The following is a 19,716-nucleotide window of genomic DNA, read 5'->3' as shown; positions in this document are numbered from 1 at the left end:
GCTGCAGCTGTGGATGAACCGACCGGCGCCCCGGACGCTACGGACTCGTTGCGGCACACGCCGGAGCTGCCCAAGCGGCTGACCGACCTGACCCCGGTGGTGATGGTAGGGACCACGCTCTGGCTCGGCGCGCTGATCGTGCTGTTCTTCGTCACACACGGGGTGTGGGTACAGACCGCGCTCGCCGGCGTGGTGCTCGGGCTGATCGGCTTCGGCATCATCTTCTGGCAGCGCGCAGCGGCTCGGCGCGGTTCGAAGTCGGCTCAGCGCGTCTAGCTCGGGCCGGTTCTGCTCAGTCCGGCTCCCCGCATTCCGGTCAGCACGCACGTCCTGCGGAATCGCGGTGGCCGGTTTCAGCTCCGTTCAACCCGGCCCGAAACTCCACCGCCGGTTCAGTTCAGCAGCGTGTGCGGTGCCGGGTCCTCCAGCAGGACGGTGATCCGGTAGCGGTCGGCCCATCGATCACTCGCCGAGGCGAATGCTCTGGCCAGGCCTTCCGAGGTGTCCGCGGCGTGCAGGCGATCGTCGGACCACCAGGGGACTTCGTGGCGGACGCCGTCGACGGTCACGGTCAGCGGGTCGTGCAGGATCAGCCCGCCGTCGGGCAGGGGCAGGCCGAGCAGGTCGGCGACGAGCCCGAGGGCGGGCAGGTCGGCCCACGCCACGTATTCACCCTCGCCGGCCACCTCGGCCGGCAGGCCACTCGCGAGGGGCAAGTCGAGCAGCTCGGCCAGCCGGTCCGGATCCTGCGGGGCGACCACCATCCGGCCGGGTTCAAGCGCGGCAGCGAACCACGGCGCGTCGAGCACCACGGCTTCCTCGGTCACCGTGCCGTCCGCGGCCCGGACCCGGGCCGGGGCGTCGAGGTCGGCCACGTCGACCGGCGACGCGACCAAAGCGGCGTGCGCGCGGGCGATCAGGCCGGGCGCGAGGGTGCGGGCCGGGTCGCCGAGGCGGTCGAGCAGGTCGGTGACTTCCTCGGGGGTGGCCAGTTCGAGTCCGGTCCGCACCCCGGCGACGAGCAGCAGATCGTCGGTGAGGCCGAGATCCGGGACCACGTCGTACAGGCCGGACAGCCCGGTGGCCGAAGGCATCCGCCAGGCGCTCGGCGGTTCTCCGGCCAACAGCGCATACCGGGCGAGCCACCACGCCGCGTGCCCGTCCGGGGTGTGCAGCGCCTGCCAGGTCTCGGGGCGTGCGGCCATCAATCGCAGCGCGGCGGGCCAAGCGTCGTCGGCGACCAGGTCGAGATCTCGCACCGCGACGACGGTGGCCGGTTCGGTGGCTTCCCACCACAGGTCCTCGTCCGGCAAATCGTGGTCCGGCTCGTGCGGCTCCTCGTCACGGACCACGGCGAACGAATCGAGCACCCCCGTGGCCACGAGCGTGCCGGATGGCCAGTCCCCGGCGAATTCCTCGTCCAGCACGGAAAGCGCTCCCTCGGATTCGAACACCTCGGGGTCGAACACGTCGAGCAACGGGGAGGCGGGCAGCACTACCTCGTCCGCACGGCGCCAACCGTCCTCAGTGGGCAGTGCGAGCGCACCCGCCCAAGATGGCGCCTGGTCACCGGAATCGGCGATGAGCCGGAGGACCGCGCCGGCCAGCACCATTCCGTCCAAACCGGACTGAACGTCGGTGACACTGTTTTCCACCGCGTACTGCAGCTGTTCCGATTCGAGAAACTGCTTCGCGTCGGCATGCTTGACGCCCAGCCGTTCCAGCAACGGGTGCGCGGCGTCCGGATGCACCAGGCGCAGCCCCGGAACGTCTACATCGGACAGAAGTTCGAGTAGTTCTCCACTGCCTTCGACCAGCAGCGCACCACGTACGCCAGGAAGAGTACGCCCATCGGACAGCGGCACCGGCAGACCTTCGAGCTGCGCCGGCGCGAGCGCATGACTCTCCACTCCCTCGGCGAGCACCGCGTAGACCTTGCGCCACCACTCCGGTTCACGATTGATTCCGGTCAGCAGCTCCAGCGCGTCACCGATTCCCCACGCCTGCACGGAAATCGGTTTCAGCGAACGGAGAACCGACGGCGGCGCGGCGACCAGGCCCGGCACCATGCCGGCAAGCAACCCGGGCAACCCCGGCAGGTCTACGTCGAGCATCCTGGCCTGACGGCCGGATACCAGCTCTCCGTCCACAGTGGTCAGCCAGGGCTCCTCGGCAAGCTTCGCGACGACCAGCTCGCCAAGCTCGGCGTCCACAGTGGATTTGGGGAACCCGGCCGCAGGCACCAAGGTGAACCGCTGCTCCGGCGCCACCGCGCGGACCAGACCGACGTACTCACCAGCCGCCTTGCGCAGGGCTACATCGAGTTCCAGCCCGGGCAGCACCCGGCGCCGCGACGGTTCCAGCGGCACCGCCGCGATCAACCGGGCAGGCAGAGAAAGCCCTTCGTCCGTGGGAGTCGGCGCATGCAGGACGTCTTCCGTGCGGGGACGCGGGATTCCGTCGTCGTCCACCGGCACCGCCCACGGACCGTGGGTCAGCCAGTGTTCCACTCCGCGCGGACCACTGATCCGTACTGTCTCCGCACCCGATCTGGTCCACACGCGACCGTCCACTTCGGCCTCGGCGAGCCACGGAAGAGCGAGCAGCAGATCGCCGATCTCTCCGGCGAGTTCGTCAAGCAGCGCCGGTGCCGGCTCGCGCAGCGGAAGCCGGATCTCCGTGTCGTACCCGGCAGGCGGCTCTTCCTCGAGGGGAAACGGAAGCCGCAGCACCGGCACGTCCCCGTCCCGGCCGGACTCCTCCCGAGTGCGGCGCGCGGAAAACCCGACCGCGCCAGTGGTCGAGACCACTCGCGGCTCGTCGGTCACCGTGCACACCGCAGCGAACCCGATCCCGAACCGTCCGACCGCCGCGAGCCGATCCTTTCCGGACGCCCGCAACGAGGCCAGCGACTCGACCCCACGCGCGTCCAGCGGCGCCCCGGTGTTGGCGAACCGCAGCTCACCGTCCACAACGGACACCCGAATCCGCCCCGGCACCCCCGCGGCCTGCGCCGCGTCGGCCGCGTTCTGCGCCAGCTCGACGAACAGCCGATCCCGGTAAGCGCCGACCCTCAGGTCCCGCTCGGCATTGGCGTCCTCGGTGAACCGCGTCGGCGAATCCCGCCAGGCCGCCAGTACGGCCGCCCGCAACCGCTCCGTCCCGAACGGATCAGCCCCGCTCACCGGGCGGCGTCGTCACCGGAAGCGTCCGGCGCACGCTCCACTTCGGACACGCCGCCACCCGCCGAGGCGCCCTCGGAACCGGTAGCCACGTCACCGCTGTCCGGCCTGCCCGCAGGGGCGCTGCTCTCGGATACGCCCCCGCTCTCCGCGCCCGCAGACGCGTGCACACCTTGCCCGGAGGTGCCCTCGCCGCCCTGCGACCCGCGCCCGCCACCCTCCGGCGCGCCGACGCCTTGCCCGGCCTCGGCCGCTGCGGATTCGGCAGGTACTTCGCCCGCTTCGCCGGATTTCGCCGCTGAAGCCTCCCCAGCACCGCTGGATTCCACCGCCACCGAGACGTCCTCGGCGACACCGGATCCCTCCGCTACGGAAACTTCCGCTGCACCGCCGGACTCCACCGCCGCCGAGATTTCCTCGGCACCGAGGGGCGCCTCCGCCGTCGCGGCTTCCCCGGCACGACGGGGCGCCTCCGCCGCCAAGGCTTCCCCGGCACCACCAGACACCACCACAGCATCCCCGGCACCGCGATGCGTCTCTGTCATCGCGGCGCCCTCGGCACCGCCAGACTCCGCCGCCACCCCGGTTTCCTCGGCACCGCGGGGGGTCTCCGCCACTGCGGCACCCTCGGCATCGCCGGGCTCCGCAACCGACTCAGCCTCGAGGGTCTGATCAACGACCTCAGTCCGCCCACCAGTCATCACCGGCGCCTCAGTGGCATCCCCCGGCACACCGGCCGCAGGCGCTTCGGCAGTGTCATCGACCGCAGGCACCTCAACGCCGCGCGCCGACGTCTCAGCTGCAGCCGAGGACGCCTCGCCAGCACCGGACTCCGCACCGGCAACAGATGTCTCACCAGCCACGCGTACCTCAGGCTCACGAACCGGCGTCTCAGCCACCGGAGCCTCGTCAGCCGCCGACGGCTTCCCGGTCGCAGGCGCTTCGATGTCACCCACCGGAACCCCGGCCACAACTCCAGGCACTTCGCCCGCAGCAGGCACAGCCGACGCAGTGGCCCCGGGAGCCCCGGCAGCCTCCGTAGCACCCCCGGCAGCCCCTTCCGGCCCGCGCTCCGCAACCGACTCCCCGGCCGGAGCCGGAGCAGGGCTGAAGTCGATCAGCGAATCGTCGTACACCAGCTCGGCCACCGGGACCGACGAGGTGACCTCGACCTCGATCTCCGAATGGGCGCCGCAGCCGTACTGGACGTCCACGACGTGGCCGTCGGCGGGCGCGATGTCGTTCGCGCAGGCGCCGAAGGCAGCGCGCAGAGAACCGGCGAGCGGGACGAAGAAGCCGCAGGTCCCGCAGGTCGCGGGGGCGCTGCGGGCCATGTCGGAGCGGGGGCCGAACTCACCGCCGTGCCAGCGGGCGGCGGCGTCCAGCCGGCCGGGCCGGGACAGCACGTGCACCCGGCCGAGGCCCGCGTCCAGTGCCGCCTCCTCCACCGCCGGGTCGTCCGACTCGAGGTACCCGGGCACGATCCGCGGGTCGTCCTTGCCGGTCGGGAACAGATCGCCGACCCCGAGGTCGCCGGCCCGCACACGCTTGTCCCAAGGCACCCAGGGGGGCGCCACCAGCGCCGCCGGGCCGGGGCGCAGGCACAGCTCGCTCACCGTGACCGGTTCGCCGGGACCGGCCACCGCGACCGTGACCGACCAGCGCCAGCCGTGGTACCCGGGCACCGCGGCCTCGAACAGGTGGCTCGCCGAAACGGCGTCTTCCCGCTCCATGCCGACGTACTCGCCGACCTGATCAGCCGGCGCGTCCGCCAGCACGGCTGCCCGCGCGACATCGCCGGCCTCGGCCAGCTTCCGGTGGAGAGAGCCGTCGTCCAGGGTCAACAGCAGCGTCATACCCCCAATTGTGCCGCACGCATCCGCGGCACCCGTGCCAGGCTGTTCCTCGTGCGCACCCGGAACGTCCTGCCGCTGCTGGCCATCGCGATGCTCGGCGGTTGTGCCGGTACGCAGGCCGCGCCCGCCCCACCCGAACAGCTGACGGCCGAGGTCCTCGGGACGCTGCCGCACGACCCCACCGCGTTCACCGAAGGCCTCGAATTCTCCGGCAGCACGCTGTACGAAAGCCGCGGCCTGGCCGGCCGCTCCGCGCTGACCTACGGGCCGGCAGGCGGGCAGCCGGTCGCACAGGCGGCGCTGCCGTCGCCGCTGTTCGCCGAGGGCATCACCGTGCTCGGCCCGACGCTGTGGCAGCTGACCTGGCAGGACGGTGTGGCCATCGAACGCGACTCGAAGACGCTCGCCGAGCTGCGCCGGGTCTCCTACGAGGGCGAAGGCTGGGGCCTGTGTCACCAGCCCAACGGCCGGCTGGTCATGAGCAACGGGTCGGCGGAGCTGACGTTCCGTGACCCGCAAACGTTTGCGGTGACCGGCTCCGTCGAGGTCGGCCAAGACCAGCTCAACGAACTCGACTGCGTTGGTGACACGGTGTATGCGAACGTCTGGCGAACCGGCACCATTCTCCGCATCGACGCCGCCACCGGGCGGATCACCGGGCGGATCGACGCGAGCCGGCTGCGCACCCCGGTCAACCCCGACGAAGACGTGCTCAACGGTATCGCCGCCATCCCGGGCACGGACGAGTTCCTGCTCACCGGGAAGCTGTGGCCAACGGCTTTCCGCGTGAAGTTCCTCCCGGAAAATCAGCAAACCGGCACGTGAGCGGGCGGAGCGGCACCCGGATGAGGCAGGATTGAACCCGTGGCTCTCTTCGGTTCGCGCTCCGGCGCCGGCAGCCCCCTCGGTGGGCGGCCGGGCAAAGGCCGTGGCCGCAAGAGCAAACGCCGCTGGACCCCGGAGCCCGGCTCCCCGCAGGCTCGCTCCTGGCACGACGCACCCCATCCGGCCAAGCTGGACCAGGCGGTCGACCCGCGCACGCGGCGAGCGCGGCCGGACGAGCACCTGCCGCCGGAGCGTCCCCGAGCCGAGCCGAGATCCGAGCAGCGCCCCGAACCCGAGATCGGACAGCCAGGACGCGCACCCGCCGAGCCGAACCAGCCGCGCTCCGGGAACTTCGCCGCCGAGCAGCCCCGCGCCCGGCCGGAGCGGATCCCCGCGGATCCGCCACCCGGCAGCCCCGCGGAGTTCGCCGCCGAAACGCAGGTCGCCGCGGCGAGCCGGGGCCGCACCGAGCGTGTGCGACCGGAGCCGCGCAGTCCGTTCTACGACGACCACCCGTACGAGAACACCGCCGGCGAAGCACCCACCGACGAGGTCCCGATGGGCCGCCGGACGACGCCACCGCGTGGTGCCCGGCCCTATCCGCCGCGTGACTACCGCACCGAGCCGGCCCGTCCGCGGCCGGTCGACGACCGTCCCGGCAGCGGCGAGTACGAGCACTACGACACCGGTGGCTACGCCAAAGAGCCGAGGGTCGGGCCGGACGCGGAAGAAGACTCACCCACCACGGCGATCCCGGGCGCCGGGTCGGTGCCGAAACTGCCGAAGAAGCTCACTGTCACGCGGGTGGCCGCGCTGCGCAGCCGTCAGCTGAGCGGTAAGGCCGTCGGCATGTTCCAGCGGGCCACCAAGGCCGACGGCGCGGACGAGTCCGGGCTGACCTCGCTGATGTACGCGGTGATGCTGAACTACGCCAGCGACGCGGCAATGGCCGTCGCGCTGGCGAACACCCTGTTCTTCGCCGCCGCGAGCGGGGAGAGCAAGGGCAAGGTGGCGCTGTACCTGCTGATCACGATCGCACCGTTCGCGCTCGTCGCGCCGGTCATCGGCCCCGCGCTGGACCGGATCCAGCGCGGACGGCGGCTGGCCATGTGCATCGCCTCGATCGGGCAGGGCCTGATGGCCGTCGTGATGGCGCTGCACTTCGACGACTGGCTGCTCTACCCGGCCGCGCTCGGCATGATGGTCCTGTCGAAGTCCTTCACCGTGCTGAAGGCCGCGATGACCCCGCGGGTGGTGCCGCCGGAGATCACGCTGTCGAAGACCAACGCGCGGGTCACCGTGTTCGGGTTGATCGCCGGCGGGGTGTTCGGCGCGATCGCCAGCGGCGTGAGCGCACTCACCAATTCCTCGGGTGCGCTGTGGTTCACCGCGGTGATCTGCGTGGCCGCCGCCGTGCTGTCGATGCGGATCCCGGCCTGGGTCGAGGTGACCGAGGGCGAGGTGCCCACCTCGCTGTCCGCGCATCCCGAGCCGAAGCGGCGCAAGCAACGCCAGCCGATGGGGCGGCACATCGTGGTCTCCTTGTGGGGCAACGGTTCGGTGCGCGTACTCACCGGATTCCTGATGATGTTCGCGGCCTTCGCGGTCAAGGCACAGACCGAAGGCAGTGGGCACAGCCCGTTCGTGCAGCTGCTGCTGCTCGGCGTGATCGGCGTCGCGGCCGGGGTGGGCGGGTTCATCGGCAACGCGCTGGGCTCGCGTCTGCAGTTCGGGGCGCCGGACCAAGTGGTCCTCGGCTGTGTGGCGGCCGCCACGCTCAGCACGCTCGTCGCGACGCTGCTGCCCAGCCTGATCACCGCCGCGATCGTCGGCCTCGTCGGATCGACGGCCAGTGCGCTGGCGAAGGTCAGCCTCGACGCGGTGATCCAGGAGGACCTGCCGGAGCAGTCGCGGGCGTCCGCGTTCGGCCGTTCGGAAACGGTGCTGCAGCTGGCCTGGTGCTTCGGCGGCGCGGTCGGCCTGCTGCTGCCGCCCACCTACTGGATCGGCTTCCTGGTGGTCACGCTGCTGCTGGCGGTCGGGCTGGGGCAGACCTTCCTGGTGCGCCGGGGCGGTTCGCTGGTGCCGGGTCTCGGCGGGAACCGCCCGCTGCGGCCGGAGCCGACCGGCAGCTTCCCCGCACCGGGCCGCCGGTAGCCTTCGGGGCATGCGACGTTCCCGTGTGGTGGCCGTGCTCGCGGCCGGTGGTTTGGCGGTGGCCGGCTGCTCCGCGCCCGGGCCGGCCGAGGTGACGTTCTACGGCGACGGGCACACCATCCGCACCGCCCCGATCGGCAACTGCGACCTGAAGACCGGCGTCTGCTCGGCCAATCCGGGTGCGGCGGGCACGCTCAAGGTGCGGCCGGGCCGCTCGGTGCAGATCTCGGTGCCCAAGGAGGTCGCCGAGACGCCGTGGAAGGTCACCGTGCAGTACGTGAACGGCAAGGGCCAGCCTCAGCCGCTGCAGGAAGCGATCATCACCTCGGGTGACCGGTACGCCTACACCGCGGCCCCGCCCGCGAAGGACGATCAGATCGTGGTGGTGGAGATCGCCCAGGCCTCGGTGATCAGCCGCACCGGCGACCCGAACGACGCCGAGCCGATCACCACCGCACTCTGGTCCCTGCAGGTCCGGCCGAACTGAGCACGGCTCCGTGCAGAGAGCCGTGGAGGGCCCTTCACGGACTCAGAGTCCAGGGTTCCGGCAAAGTTGGTCGCGGACCGGCAGCGGGCGATGCGGAGGTGTGTGCGACCACCTCGTGGCGTTGCGCCGGACCGGTTTCGGGTCCGTGAAGGTGCCCCTGACGGACTCAGAGTCCGTGAAGGGCCCCTTCACAGCTTTGAAACCGGGTCGATCACGGGTCGAGATCGCGGGCGACGGCGCGCATGATCTCCGCGATCTGCTTGGTGTGCTTGCGATCCGGGTACCGGTTGCGGCGAAGGTCGGGCTGCACCTTCAGCTCCAGCAGCTTGATCATGTCCTCGACGAGCCCGTGCAGCTCCTCGGCCGGACGACGGCGCGCCTCGGCCACCGACGGCGGCGGATCGAGCAAGCGGACGGAGAGTGCCTGCGGCCCCCGGCGTCCGTCGGCCACGCCGAACTCGAGCCGCTGGCCGGCCTTGAGCCCTTCGACGCCCTGCGGCAGCGCGGCCTTGCGGATGTAGACGTCCGCGCCGCCGTCCTGCGTGACGAACCCGAACCCCTTCTCCGCGTCGTACCACTTGACCTTGCCGGTCGGCACTTCCCTCACCAGTCCTTCTGCTGTGCTGCTCACGACGAACGCGCCCCGGGCGTACCCGAGGCGCGCGTTCACCCCCAGCCTATCTCGCCACATGCTCTGGGGAGAAGCGGATACGGCGGTTACCCTCGGTCTCATGGAAAACGCAGCGAAGCAGACCGGCAAGCCGTTCCTGATGCGGATCGGCATCGGCCTGTTCGCCATCGGCATGGCCGCGGTGCTGGCGGTGTTCGTGCTGTTCGCGACCGGAATGGAGAACCTGCCGGTATGGCTGAGCGCGGCCGCCGGGGTGATCACGCCGCTCGGCCTGCTGCTCGGACTGATCGCGCTGGTCCGCGAGGCCCGCACCGCCAAGACCGCCGAGACCGGCTGACCCGGTCGCCGGCGGTTCGCCGCGTCACCCGGTAGGGCAAGCCGTCAAGCGGCCCGGCCGGTGAAGCGGGCGGCGAACCACTCCGGGAACTCCGCCAGCGAGTCGAATACCACGTCGGCGCCCTCCGCGACCAGTTCCGCGCGGGTGCACGGGCCGGTGGCCACCGACACCGCGATCGCGCCTGCCGCGCGGGCGCCACGGATGTCGCCCACGTGGTCGCCGACGTAGACCTTCGCCTGGTGTTTCAGCAGGGCTTCCGCCTTGGCGGTGGACCACAGCTCGCCGATCACCTCGTCGGCCGCCAAGTTCAGCGCGTCGAGGTGCAGCCGCGCATTCGGGGCATACTTCCCGGTGACGACGATCGCGCGGCCGCCTGCCTCCCGTACCGCATGCAGCGCCTCGGCCGCGCCGGGCAGCGCGATCGTGACCGGGACGACGACCTCCGGGTAGGTCGCACGGAACCGGTCGATCAGCCACGGGATCCGCTCTTCGGGGGCATCGAAACCACGCAATGCGTCATCCAGCGGCGGGCCGAGATTCGCGGCGAACCGCGCACCGTCGAACGGGAGGCCGGCTTCGGCGCCCAGTGCGTCCATCGCCGCGGCCATCCCCGGGCGCGGATCGATCAGTGTCATGTCCAGGTCGAACCCCACAGTCACTCCCACCACGCCACGGTAACCGGCCGCACCGGCAATCCCGGCAGCGCTGTACACAGTGGTCAATTGGGTAAAGCTCCTTGACACACGGCCAGGCCGCGTCAAATTGGGGAGCGTGACCAGTTTCACCGAGCCCACCCAGGCTTCGCTGCGCGAGGCCCGGCTTGACGCGGCCGCCGAACTGCTTCCCGACCACGGGCACCGGGGGTTGCGGATGGCCGGCGTCGCCGCGCGGGCCGGCGTGAGCAGGCAGACCGTCTACCACGAATTCGGCAGCAAGGCCGCGCTCACCCAGGCGGTCGCGCTGCGCACAGCGGCGGAATTCCTCGACGGCGTCCGCCTGAGGTTCGAAAACGCCGAAAGCCTGCCCGCGGGTATCCGCGACGCAGTGGTCTATACAATCGAACCTGCCCGGGAAAGCCGTCTCGTCGCCGCAGCGCTCGGCACTGAGGCCGGGGAGGGTCTGCTCCCGCTGCTGACTTCCCGCGGCGAGCCGATCCTCACCGCCGCGGTCGAGCTCGAGACCCGGCACTACCTGAAGCTCGTGCCGCAGCTGTCCGCCGAATCCGCCACACTGCCGACGGAGACGGTGGTGCGGCTCTCGCTGAGTCACCTCGTGCTGCCCACGCATTCCGCGGCCGAGGCGGCGGAGGCAGTGGTCGCCGTGGTCACCCCCGCGATCGACCTGTTTGTCCACAATGGAGTCACAGCGAAGGGCCAGTCATGACCGAGACACTTCCCGAGCTGCGCAGCGGATTCTCCTCGCTGCGCGAGGGCGGGCTCAACTGGGATTCCTTCCCCCTGCGCCTGTTCGTCAAGGGCAACAAGAAGTTCTGGAACCCGGCGGACCTCGACTTCAGCCGGGAGCGCGAGGGCTGGGAGACGCTCACCCCGGAGCAGCAGCGTTCCGCCACCTACCTGGTCGCCCAGTTCATCGCGGGCGAGGAGGCGGTCACCGAGGACATCCTGCCGTTCCTGCGGGCGATGTCGGCCACCGGCCGGTTCGGCGACGAGATGTACCTCACCCAGTTCTGCTTCGAGGAGGCCAAGCACGTCGAGGTGTTCCGGCGCTGGATGGACGCGGTCGGGCTGACCACCGACCTGCACCCGTACGTCGCGGAGAACCCGCACTACCGCAAGCTTTTCTACGAAGAGCTGCCGCAGTCGCTGCGTGCGCTGGAAGACGACCCCAGCCCGCTCAACCAGATCCGCGCCAGCGTCACCTACAACCATGTGGTCGAGGGCAGCCTGGCACTCACCGGCTACTACTCGTGGCAGCTGATCTGCACGCAGGAGCAGGTCCTGCCCGGCATGCAGGAGCTGGTGCGCCGCATCGGCGACGACGAGCGACGGCACATGGCCTGGGGCACCTTCACCTGCCGCCGGCACGTCGCCGCGGACGACACCCTGTGGGACGCGGTGCAACAGCGGATGGGCGAGCTGCTGCCGAGCGCGCTCGGCATGATCGAGTGGGTGAGCGGCCAGTTCGAGGAGAGCCCCTTCGACAACGACCCACAGGAGCTGATCCATTACGCCGCCGACCGCGCCCAGCGCAGGCTCGGCGCCATCGAATCCGCGCGCGGCACCCCGGTCGAGCAGATCGACCTCGACTACTCGCCGGAGCAGCTGGAGGACATCTTCGGCGAGGAGGACGAGAAGGCGCTGGCCGAGGCCGCCGTCGCGGCGAGCGCCTGATCCCAGTCTGTCCGAAGTGGACGTCCTCAATGGACGTCCACTTCGGTCAGGCGTGGCGCTGCTCGGCGACCTGCTCCAGTCCGAGCAACGTCACCGACTGCCGGCGCATCTCGACCTTGCGCACCTTCCCGGTGACGGTCATCGGGAACTGCTCGACCACGTGCACGTAACGCGGGATCTTGTAGTGCGCCAGCTTGCCCTGGCAGAACTCCCGCACCGCCTCGGCGGTCAGCGGCTCGGCGCCCTCCCGCATCCGGACCCAGGCCATGAGTTCCTCGCCGTACTTGACATCCGGCACCCCGATCACCTGCGCGTCCAGGATGTCCGGGTGGGTGTAGAGGAACTCCTCGATCTCCCGCGGGTACACGTTCTCCCCGCCCCGGATCACCATGTCCTTGATCCGGCCGGTGATGGTGACGTAGCCGCCCTCGTCCATCACCGCCAGATCGCCGGTGTGCATCCAGCGCGCGGCATCGATCGCCTCCGCGGTCTTCTCCGGCTCCGCCCAATACCCGAGCATCACCGAATAACCCCGCGTGCACAGCTCACCCGGGGTACCCCGCGGGACGGTCAACCCGGTCTCCGGATCGACCACCTTGGACTCCAGATGCGGACCGACCCGCCCCACCGTGGACACCCGCCGCGCCACCGAATCGTCCGCCCGGGTCTGCGTGGACACCGGGGAGGTCTCGGTCATGCCGTAGCAAATGGACACCTCGGTCATGCCCATCCGATCGATCACCTGCTTCATCACCTCGACCGGACACGGCGAGCCCGCCATGATCCCGGTTCGCAGCGAGGACAGGTCGTGGGTGACGAAATCCGGATCGTTCAGCTCGGCGATGAACATCGTCGGCACCCCGTACAACGACGTGCACCGTTCCGCGGCGACCGCGGCCAGGGTCGCTTTCGGATCGAAACCCGGCGCCGGGATCACCATGCAGGCGCCGTGACTCGTACACGCCAGATTTCCCATGACCATGCCGAAACAGTGGTAAAAAGGCACCGGAATGCACACCCGGTCCTGCTCGGTGTAGTTGCACAGCTCACCGACGAAGAACCCGTTGTTCAGAATGTTGTGATGCGACAGCGTGGCGCCCTTCGGGAAACCCGTGGTCCCCGAGGTGTATTGAATGTTGATCGGATCATCCGCGGACAACGACGCCTGCAGTCCGGCCAGCACCGCCGGATCCCCGCCACGGCCGGATTCCAGCAGTCCGGTCCAGGAATCGGTACCGAGCAGCACCACGTGTTCCAGGCCCGGGCATTTCGGCCGGACCTGCTCGATCATGCCCGCGTAATCCGAGGTCTTGAACCGTTCCGCGGCGACCAGCATCCGCACCCCGGCCTGGTTCAGCACATACTCCAGCTCATGCGCGCGATAGGCGGGGTTGATGGTGACCAGAATCGCGCCGATCTTCGCGGTCGCGTACTGCAGCAGTGTCCATTCCGCCCGGTTCGGCGCCCAGATCCCGACCCGCTCACCCTTGCCGATCCCGGTCGCGACCAGGCCGTGCGCCAGCGTGTTCACATCGGCGGCCAATTCGCGGTAAGTCCAGCGGCTGCCCGCTTCCCGGTCCACCAGTGCGTCCCGGTCGCCGAAAGCGGCCACCGTGCGATCGAGATTGTCGCCGATCGTGTCACCCAGCAGGGGCACATCGGAGATCCCGGAGGCGTAGCTGGGCAGGGCGGGAATTTCGGGCATCGGGACTCCTGTCGTGAGTTTCCGTCGGCGCGGCCGTCTCAGGCCGCGTACGGCGCCGACTCGGCGCCGGTGATCATCGCGTCCACGGACGGCTTGGCCTGTTCCTCGCGCAACCGGCCGAGGCCGCACGCGCACGCGACGCCGATGGCCTGCCGCCGCGCGGCGGTCTCGAACAGGTGCAGCGCGGCCACAGTCGCGAGACTGTCGTCGTGGGACGCCACGCCCGCGATCACCTGCCACTCGTCGTCCAGAAGCCGCAAGGGCGCGAAGAAAGCGTCCTCTTTGGACGCGACCGTGGAGCCGAACGCGGCCGGGATGTGCACCTGCGGAAACCCGACGTGCCGCCGTCGCAGTCCGGTCGCGAGGTGGTTGAGGAACATCGTCGCCCACGCCAAATTCTTGGGCTGGAACACTTCCGTGTGGTTGTAGTCCCCGTAACACAGATGCAGGAGCACCCGGGCGTTTCGGGGGAACTTCGCCAGCAGGCCGGCCATCTGCCCGGCGAGGAACCGAGCCGCCGCGCGCGGACCGCCGGGCAGCACGCGTGCTTTGTACATCCCGATCAGCACGGAGGGCACCTCCAGGTGGAACACCACGTCCTCGGCGGCCTCGGCGCTGACACCGGCGACGAACTCCGCGGTGGCCTCGGTGAACACCGGCAGGTACTTCACTGCCCGGCAGACTTCGCCGAAGTTCGGCAGGTTCCGCATCAGCGTTCCGCCGGCGAAAGTGAACAGCGCGAGGTCGACGGGGCCGGGCACCGGCAGCATCATCCGGGTATCGGCGAGGTCGGTGTGCTCGGCGCGGTACGCGCGGAACGTCTCGACGCTGGCCAGTGCTTCGGCCACGGAGCCGTGCGCGACGTGCTCGGGCCGCAGCTGCGCGCCCGGGACCACCCCGTAGCTGGGGAAGTCGTCGTAGTCGCGGTACTCGCCCGCGTGCACGACGCGCAGCACTTCCGGCTGTTTGCCGATCCGATTCTTCAGGTGGTCGAGGGTCCAGTCGGGGTCCTGGCGCACCGGCAGGCCGGTGATCGCGTGTCCCTTGGTGTGGGCGTGGAACCAACGCAGCGCGTCAAGGTCGGTATCGCCCAGCCCCGGTGGTAGCGAGCCGCAGAAATGCAGCACTCGGTGTGTCATGAGAAGTCCTTTGCCGAATTTTGTCGTGAGCACAAGCGTGGTGGGGTTTTCGGAGAACCGTGGACGTGGAATTCCAGGGGTAACTTGGCGTGGACTCCCATGGCTCAGCACCCCGCCGTCGCTGCGCTGCCGGTTCTCCCCGATCCGGCGCGTGCAGGATGCTGATCCCGAGGCCGGCCGGCACCACGACTCGCCTCGGTCCGGGCGAGGCGTTTCAGGCCGACCTTCACATTCGTGAACGTGACCATGTGATACCTCCGCTCAAGTGGACACTATGATGCATCACGTCTCTGACGTGCGAACATTGCACCTTGTGTTCGCGTCACCACAGGTGGCGGGACAGCAGAATCCCCAGGTCGGGGCAGGCGTACGCGGTGCACAGCCTGCGGAGGTCCGTGAAGGGGCCCTTCATGGACTCTGAGTCTGTGAAGGGCCCCTTCACTGACTCGGGACAGGTCCGGCGCACACCACGAAGAGGGCAGGTACCGCCGCCACGGCTCTCTGCTGATCACAGGCCCTTCGACCAACTTTGCCGGGACCCTGTGCCGGGTCTCCGCGGTCGTGCCGTACACGTACGCGCCGTAGATCAGGCCCGATCGCCGGTCGGCAACGTCGTGAGCAACGGCTCGGCGAACGTGATCAGCGGGTCGGTGCAGAGCAGCCTGCGGAACAGTTCGCCCAGCGGGTTTCCGGAGGTGGAGCCGGCCGGCTCGACGACCATGTCCGGATGTGCCGGATCTTCGGTCCGCAAGGAGACGTCGCGCAGCCTTTCGTCACATACAAACAGATCGGTGACACGTTCGGCGGTGGCAACGGCCGAGTCGCCACCGGACAGGGGCACGCTCATGGTGTTCCGGATGGTCGTCAGCGACCCCGGCCGAATCCGGCTCCGGACCCGAGTAGCCCGGATCACTGTGCCGATTCCGCTACCCTCGGTGCGGTTGTTCGCATACGAGGGGACGGGAACGTTGCCGGAGGAGTTCTCCCTTGGCTGGACCGAGACCGACGTCGCGGTGCAGCGCAGCGGGCTGCCCGCGGCGTGGCAGCCGTTCGAGATCCGCAGCGCCGGGCGGACGATGACCGAGCATCGGCAGCTCGCCGAGCAGGCCTGGCAGGCGCTGCGCGACCGCGGCCTCGCCGATGCCGAAAAGCTCGACCCGGACGTCGCGGCCACCCTGCGGGCCTGGACCCGGCCCGAAGTGCTGATCATCGTGCGGGCCGCGGAACCCCCGTCCGGCACGGTGCTCTACCGCGCCTGCGTCGGGGACGGGCTGGGCGTGTTCTCGCTGCAGGTGGAGGACGGCCTGCACTTCCGGCAGGTCCGGCCGGACCGGCTGGTGGACACGCTGATGAGCATGTTCCCGGACTACCCCGCGCTGCCGGTCGACCCGGTCGCGGTGACCCAGCCCGCCTCGCGCCGCGGTTCGGCCGAGGAGGAGGACTTCCCCACCGGCACCCCCGCCCGCCGGGAACGCGACGCGCTGGCCGGCTACACCCGCTGGCCCCTCCATCGGCACGGCACCGTGGAGCTTTCCCTGCGCCGCCACCACGGGCCACTGCACGCGATCTCGACCACGACCTTCGTGGACACCGCGGGCGGGCGCTACCTGACCTTCTCCGAACCGCTGCCGGACGGTGGCTTCCGGCTCCGGTTCACCCCGTCCAGCGGGACGCATCTGCGCAAGTGGCTGGTGGAGACGATCGAGGAAGGCCTTCGCTGAACGACGGCGAAAACCCGGGAGAATCCCTGACGTCCGGCCAATCACTCACCAGTACCGTGCGCGGTATGCAGTTCTATGTCGTCGATGCCTTCACCGCGGATGCCTTCGCCGGGAACCCGGCCGGGGTCGTGCTCCTCGATGAGCCCGCGGACCCCGGATGGATGCAGCAGGTGGCTGCGGAGATGAAGCACTCCGAGACCGCGTTCGTGCTGCCGTCCGACGGGGGTGTCACGGGGCTGCGGTGGTTCACCCCGGCCACCGAAGTCGACCTCTGCGGGCACGCCACCGTCGCGGCCACGCAGGTGCTCGGCGGTGCGCAGGTCTACGACACCCGTTCCGGGCTGCTGCACTGCACCAAGCACGACGACGGCTGGATCGAGCTGGACTTTCCCGCCGACGCACCACACCGGACCGAGGACGACGTCAGCCGGATCCTGCCCGGGCACACCCCGGCGTACGCCGGGCGGGCCAAGGAGAACCTCTTCGTCGAGCTGAGCAGCGCGGAAGAGGTCGAGCAGGCAGCGCCGGACCTGGCGGCGTTGCGGGACACCTGGACCGGAAGAATGATCATCACCGCCCCGGGCCGCGATCACGATTTCGTCAGCCGGTTCTTCGGGCCGGGCGTCGGGGTGGACGAAGACCCGGTGACCGGTTCCGCGCACTGCTGCCTGGCGCCGTACTGGGGGAAGAAACTGAACAAGACCGAACTGGTCGGCGCACAGGTCTCCCGGCGAGGCGGCGTTGTCGCGGCGGTCGTGGACGGCGACCGGGTGCGGTTGCGGGGCCAGGCGGTCACCATTGTGAGCGGGGAGTTGCACGTCTGATGCGGTTGCTGCTGAACCTGATCTGGTTCGTGCTGGCCGGGTTGTGGATGGCGATCGGTTACCTGGTGGCCGGCGTGATCTGCTGCGTCCTGATCGTCACCATCCCGTTCGGTCTCGCCTCGTTCCGGATCGCGGCCTACGCGCTGTGGCCGTTCGGGCGAACCGTGGCCGACCGGCGGGACGCCGGGCTGGGCTCCCTGCTCGGGAACATCATCTGGCTGGTGTTCGCCGGCTGGTGGCTCACCCTCGGGCACCTCGTGACCGGCGCGCTGCTGTGCCTCACGATCATCGGGATCCCGCTCGGGGTGGCGAACTTCAAGCTGGTCCCGGTGTCACTGATGCCGCTGGGCAAGGAGATCGTAGGCATCCGCTGACTTCGGCGGACCGCGGCCGATCAGTCCACCGGCACGAAGGGCAGCTGCACCACCAGGCACGGGCCGCCGACGAACAGGCCGCCGTCGATGCCCAGCGCCTTGCCACCGGCGTACAGATACGGCGCCTCGATCTGGGTCGGGTGGATGCCCAACTGGTCGGCGATCACGCTGTGGCCGTGCACGATCTGCGAGCCGCCGAAGGCGTCGAGCAGGCGCTGCGCGTGGTCCTCGCCTTCCGGACCGCGGAAGGCGTAGCGGGTGGTCATCCGGCGCCACACGTCCCACCAGGCGGTCAGGTCGCTGCCGGTGAGGATCTCTTGCACGGCGGCGTTGACCGCAGCCAGGTCGGTCCCCCAGTCGAGGTACTCCAGCGTGTCGGAGTGCATCAGCAGGTGGTCCTCGGCCAGCGCCACCAGCGGGCGTTCGGTGAGCCAGGCGATGTGCTCGGGGGTGAGCCGGTCCTGATCCGACAGCAGCCCGCCGTTGATCTCCCAGCTGCGGGCGAAGCTGCGCGGGCCGAAGTCGGACGGCACCGGGCGGTCGCCGAAGTGGTACATGCCCAGCAGCAGGATCTCGTGGTTGCCGAGCAGCATCTCCACTGATCCGCCCGCATCGGCGGCTTGCTGCTGCAGATCCCGGACCAGATCGATGACGCCGACCCCGTCCGGCCCGCGGTCGGTGAAGTCCCCGAGGAACCAGAGCCGGTCCTGCTCGCCGGTCCACGCGCCCTCGCCGTCGACGAGCCCCTCCGCGCGCAGCGCGTCGAGGAGCGCGTCACGGTGTCCGTGGACGTCCCCCACCACGTACAAGCTCATCGTTCGACGATAGGCCCTATTCCCGACCTAGTGGTGGTCAGCCTTGGCCGAACGGATCAGCGGTTCGCCCGATCAGGTCGGCCACCGAATCGAGGACCATGGTCGGACGGTATGGGTAGCGGTCCACCGAATCCGCGGTGGAGATGCCGGTCAGGACGAGAATGGTCTGCAGCCCGGCCTCGATACCGGAGTGCACGTCGGTGTCCATCCGGTCGCCGATCATCAGCGTGGACTCCGAATGCGCGCCCAGCCTGCGCAGCGCGGACCGCATCATCAGCGGGTTCGGCTTGCCCACGAAGTACGGCGAGCGCCCGGTGGCCTTCTCGATCAGCGCGGCGATCGAGCCGGTGGCCGGCATCGAGCCCTCGACGCTGGGACCGGTGGCGTCCGGGTTGGTGGCGATGAACTTCGCCCCGCGCTCGATCAGCCGGATCGCGTTGGTGATCGCGCTGAAGCTGTAGGTGCGGGTCTCGCCGAGCACCACGTAGTCCGGGTCGCGTTCGGTGAGCACGTAACCCACCTCGTGCAGGGCGGTGGTCAGCCCGGCCTCGCCGATCACGAACGCGGTGCCGTTCGGCCGCTGCGAATCAAGGAACTTCGCGGTGGCCAGCGCCGAGGTCCAGATCGACTCCTCGGGGATGTCCAGACCGGTGCGCAGCAGCCGGGCCCGCAGGTCTCGCGGGGTGTAGATCGAGTTGTTGGTGAGCACCAGGAAATCGATGCCGTTGTCGCGTAACTCGGCCAGGAACTCGTCGGCGCGGGGCACGAGGTGCTCCTCGCGCACCAGCACCCCGTCCATGTCGCTCAGATAGGTCCAGCGGCGTTCGGTCACCTTCGCGTGCCCTCTTTCTCGATCACGCCAGCGCGGCTTTCCGCACCGTATCAGCCGGCCGCCGGGTGCACAGCCACGGTCGCGGCCTTGATCGACAACGTGACCGGCGAGCCCGGCTCCAAGGCCAGGTCCGCGACCGCGGCCGGGGTGAGGTCGGCGGACAGCCCGGGGGCCCACGGCGGCCCGCCGGTCACGCGCAGCCGGATCACCGGCCCGTGTGGCTCCAGCCCGGCGACCGTGGCGCTCACGATGTTGCGCGGGCTGCCGTGGTGCTCGCCGTCGTGCGGATACACCGAGACCGCGCTCGGCTCGAACACCGCGACCGCGGCTTCACCGACCACCGCGTCCGACGTGAGCAGCCCGGCGAGGACTTCGCCGGATTCGGTGCGCAGCCCGTCCGCGGTGGCCACCCCGGCGACCAGGTTCAGCCCGGCGATCCGCGCGGTGAACGCGGTACGCGGCGCGCCGAGCACTTCGCGG

At 70.0% G+C, this 19,716-nt stretch carries 20 protein-coding genes; 10 read left to right on the top strand and 10 right to left on the bottom strand.

The annotated features are described in order from the left end of the window. Window positions 1–48 precede the first annotated feature (48 nt). The gene (locus tag ATK36_RS20395; protein WP_098515040.1) at window positions 49–276 is read left to right on the top strand and encodes a DUF2530 domain-containing protein; all 228 of its coding nucleotides are present in this window, start codon (window positions 49–51) and stop codon (window positions 274–276) included. A gap of 116 nt (window positions 277–392) precedes the next feature. Here ATK36_RS20395 and ATK36_RS20390 read toward each other — a convergent pair whose 3' ends face one another. Both ATK36_RS20390 and ATK36_RS33660 read right to left on the bottom strand, forming a co-directional pair. Further along, window positions 393–3,185, bottom strand: a complete 2,793-nt coding sequence (locus ATK36_RS20390; protein WP_098512994.1) for a sacsin N-terminal ATP-binding-like domain-containing protein — start codon at window positions 3,183–3,185, stop codon at window positions 393–395. Further along, the gene (locus ATK36_RS33660; protein WP_245914928.1) at window positions 3,182–5,038 is read right to left on the bottom strand and encodes a DUF3027 domain-containing protein; all 1,857 of its coding nucleotides are present in this window, start codon (window positions 5,036–5,038) and stop codon (window positions 3,182–3,184) included. The genes ATK36_RS20390 and ATK36_RS33660 overlap by 4 nt, the downstream gene beginning before the upstream one ends. Window positions 5,039–5,089: 51 nt before the next feature. Between ATK36_RS33660 and ATK36_RS20380 the strand changes: the two genes are divergently transcribed. Genes ATK36_RS20380 through ATK36_RS20370 form a run of 3 tightly spaced genes read left to right on the top strand, consistent with a single transcriptional unit; the run spans window position 5,090 to window position 8,507 of the window. Next, complete coding sequence (locus ATK36_RS20380) at window positions 5,090–5,863, top strand: glutaminyl-peptide cyclotransferase (RefSeq protein ID WP_098512993.1); 774 nt, start codon at window positions 5,090–5,092, stop codon at window positions 5,861–5,863. A gap of 39 nt (window positions 5,864–5,902) precedes the next feature. Beyond that, complete coding sequence (locus ATK36_RS20375; RefSeq protein ID WP_245914926.1) at window positions 5,903–8,020, top strand: MFS transporter; 2,118 nt, start codon at window positions 5,903–5,905, stop codon at window positions 8,018–8,020. Window positions 8,021–8,030: 10 nt separating this feature from the next. Beyond that, a complete protein-coding gene (locus ATK36_RS20370; protein ID WP_211291912.1) occupies window positions 8,031–8,507 on the top strand; it encodes a DUF2771 family protein in 477 nt (158 codons plus the stop codon). 211 nt (window positions 8,508–8,718) lie between these two features. On the opposite strand, the gene ATK36_RS20365 is transcribed toward ATK36_RS20370, so the two are convergent. Continuing rightward, the gene (locus ATK36_RS20365) at window positions 8,719–9,105 is read right to left on the bottom strand and encodes a cold-shock protein (protein WP_098515037.1); all 387 of its coding nucleotides are present in this window, start codon (window positions 9,103–9,105) and stop codon (window positions 8,719–8,721) included. Between the two features lie 133 nt (window positions 9,106–9,238). Between ATK36_RS20365 and ATK36_RS20360 the strand changes: the two genes are divergently transcribed. Then, a complete protein-coding gene (locus tag ATK36_RS20360) occupies window positions 9,239–9,475 on the top strand; it encodes a hypothetical protein (protein ID WP_098512992.1) in 237 nt (78 codons plus the stop codon). A 44-nt stretch (window positions 9,476–9,519) separates the two neighbouring features. On the opposite strand, the gene ATK36_RS20355 is transcribed toward ATK36_RS20360, so the two are convergent. Continuing rightward, entirely contained in the window at window positions 9,520–10,140 is a 621-nt protein-coding gene (locus tag ATK36_RS20355; RefSeq protein ID WP_098515036.1) for an HAD family hydrolase, read from the bottom strand. Between the two features lie 106 nt (window positions 10,141–10,246). Between ATK36_RS20355 and ATK36_RS20350 the strand changes: the two genes are divergently transcribed. Both ATK36_RS20350 and ATK36_RS20345 read left to right on the top strand, forming a co-directional pair. Next, window positions 10,247–10,858 (top strand): TetR/AcrR family transcriptional regulator, encoded by a 612-nt coding sequence (locus ATK36_RS20350; protein ID WP_098512991.1) that lies wholly within the window; start codon window positions 10,247–10,249, stop codon window positions 10,856–10,858. After that, window positions 10,855–11,826 (top strand): R2-like ligand-binding oxidase, encoded by a 972-nt coding sequence (locus tag ATK36_RS20345; RefSeq protein WP_098512990.1) that lies wholly within the window; start codon window positions 10,855–10,857, stop codon window positions 11,824–11,826. The genes ATK36_RS20350 and ATK36_RS20345 overlap by 4 nt, the downstream gene beginning before the upstream one ends. 46 nt (window positions 11,827–11,872) lie before the next feature. Here ATK36_RS20345 and ATK36_RS20340 read toward each other — a convergent pair whose 3' ends face one another. The 3 genes from ATK36_RS20340 to ATK36_RS20330 form a co-directional block, all read right to left on the bottom strand. After that, window positions 11,873–13,531, bottom strand: a complete 1,659-nt coding sequence (locus ATK36_RS20340) for an AMP-binding protein (RefSeq protein ID WP_098512989.1) — start codon at window positions 13,529–13,531, stop codon at window positions 11,873–11,875. A gap of 38 nt (window positions 13,532–13,569) precedes the next feature. After that, the gene (locus ATK36_RS20335; protein ID WP_098512988.1) at window positions 13,570–14,670 is read right to left on the bottom strand and encodes a hypothetical protein; all 1,101 of its coding nucleotides are present in this window, start codon (window positions 14,668–14,670) and stop codon (window positions 13,570–13,572) included. A gap of 586 nt (window positions 14,671–15,256) precedes the next feature. Then, a complete protein-coding gene (locus ATK36_RS20330; RefSeq protein ID WP_098512987.1) occupies window positions 15,257–15,517 on the bottom strand; it encodes a hypothetical protein in 261 nt (86 codons plus the stop codon). 94 nt (window positions 15,518–15,611) lie between these two features. On the opposite strand from ATK36_RS20330, the gene ATK36_RS20325 reads away from it, so the two are divergent. From ATK36_RS20325 to ATK36_RS20315, 3 genes are all read left to right on the top strand, one after another. Beyond that, complete coding sequence (locus ATK36_RS20325; protein ID WP_245914924.1) at window positions 15,612–16,391, top strand: ESX secretion-associated protein EspG; 780 nt, start codon at window positions 15,612–15,614, stop codon at window positions 16,389–16,391. A 65-nt stretch (window positions 16,392–16,456) separates the two neighbouring features. Next, window positions 16,457–17,215: a PhzF family phenazine biosynthesis protein gene (locus ATK36_RS20320; protein ID WP_098512986.1), complete on the top strand. Its 759-nt coding sequence runs from the start codon at window positions 16,457–16,459 to the stop codon at window positions 17,213–17,215. Continuing rightward, complete coding sequence (locus ATK36_RS20315; protein ID WP_098512985.1) at window positions 17,215–17,589, top strand: YccF domain-containing protein; 375 nt, start codon at window positions 17,215–17,217, stop codon at window positions 17,587–17,589. The genes ATK36_RS20320 and ATK36_RS20315 overlap by 1 nt, the downstream gene beginning before the upstream one ends. A 20-nt stretch (window positions 17,590–17,609) precedes the next feature. Here the strand turns inward: ATK36_RS20315 and ATK36_RS20310 are convergent, their stop codons facing one another. From ATK36_RS20310 to ATK36_RS34730, 3 genes are read right to left on the bottom strand one after another with little or no spacing between them, the layout of a single operon-like run. Continuing rightward, on the bottom strand, window positions 17,610–18,404 hold the full coding sequence (locus tag ATK36_RS20310; RefSeq protein WP_098512984.1) for a metallophosphoesterase: 795 nt from the start codon (window positions 18,402–18,404) through the stop codon (window positions 17,610–17,612). 37 nt (window positions 18,405–18,441) lie between these two features. Further along, window positions 18,442–19,236: an HAD-IIA family hydrolase gene (locus ATK36_RS20305; protein WP_098512983.1), complete on the bottom strand. Its 795-nt coding sequence runs from the start codon at window positions 19,234–19,236 to the stop codon at window positions 18,442–18,444. 50 nt (window positions 19,237–19,286) lie between these two features. Next, window positions 19,287–19,529: a TOBE domain-containing protein gene (locus tag ATK36_RS34730; RefSeq protein ID WP_423682642.1), complete on the bottom strand. Its 243-nt coding sequence runs from the start codon at window positions 19,527–19,529 to the stop codon at window positions 19,287–19,289. Window positions 19,530–19,716 lie beyond the last annotated feature (187 nt).

It is taken from the genome of Amycolatopsis sulphurea (assembly GCF_002564045.1).
GTDB classification, from domain to species: Bacteria; Actinomycetota; Actinomycetes; order Mycobacteriales; family Pseudonocardiaceae; genus Amycolatopsis; species Amycolatopsis sulphurea.
The sequence above is the reverse complement of the archived record's forward strand: the minus strand, read 5'-3'. Positions and strand labels throughout refer to the sequence as shown.

Coding starts and splice junctions, on each gene's coding strand:
- ATK36_RS33660 (WP_245914928.1), bottom strand. CDS start 5,038: ATGACGCTGCTGTTGACCCTGGACGACGGCTCTCTCCACCGGAAGCTG.
- ATK36_RS20370 (WP_211291912.1), top strand. CDS start 8,031: ATGCGACGTTCCCGTGTGGTGGCCGTGCTCGCGGCCGGTGGTTTGGCG.
- ATK36_RS20360 (WP_098512992.1), top strand. CDS start 9,239: ATGGAAAACGCAGCGAAGCAGACCGGCAAGCCGTTCCTGATGCGGATC.
- ATK36_RS20345 (WP_098512990.1), top strand. CDS start 10,855: ATGACCGAGACACTTCCCGAGCTGCGCAGCGGATTCTCCTCGCTGCGC.
- ATK36_RS20340 (WP_098512989.1), bottom strand. CDS start 13,531: ATGCCCGAAATTCCCGCCCTGCCCAGCTACGCCTCCGGGATCTCCGAT.
- ATK36_RS20335 (WP_098512988.1), bottom strand. CDS start 14,670: ATGACACACCGAGTGCTGCATTTCTGCGGCTCGCTACCACCGGGGCTG.
- ATK36_RS20330 (WP_098512987.1), bottom strand. CDS start 15,517: ATGAGCGTGCCCCTGTCCGGTGGCGACTCGGCCGTTGCCACCGCCGAA.
- ATK36_RS20320 (WP_098512986.1), top strand. CDS start 16,457: ATGCAGTTCTATGTCGTCGATGCCTTCACCGCGGATGCCTTCGCCGGG.
- ATK36_RS20315 (WP_098512985.1), top strand. CDS start 17,215: ATGCGGTTGCTGCTGAACCTGATCTGGTTCGTGCTGGCCGGGTTGTGG.
- ATK36_RS20310 (WP_098512984.1), bottom strand. CDS start 18,404: ATGAGCTTGTACGTGGTGGGGGACGTCCACGGACACCGTGACGCGCTC.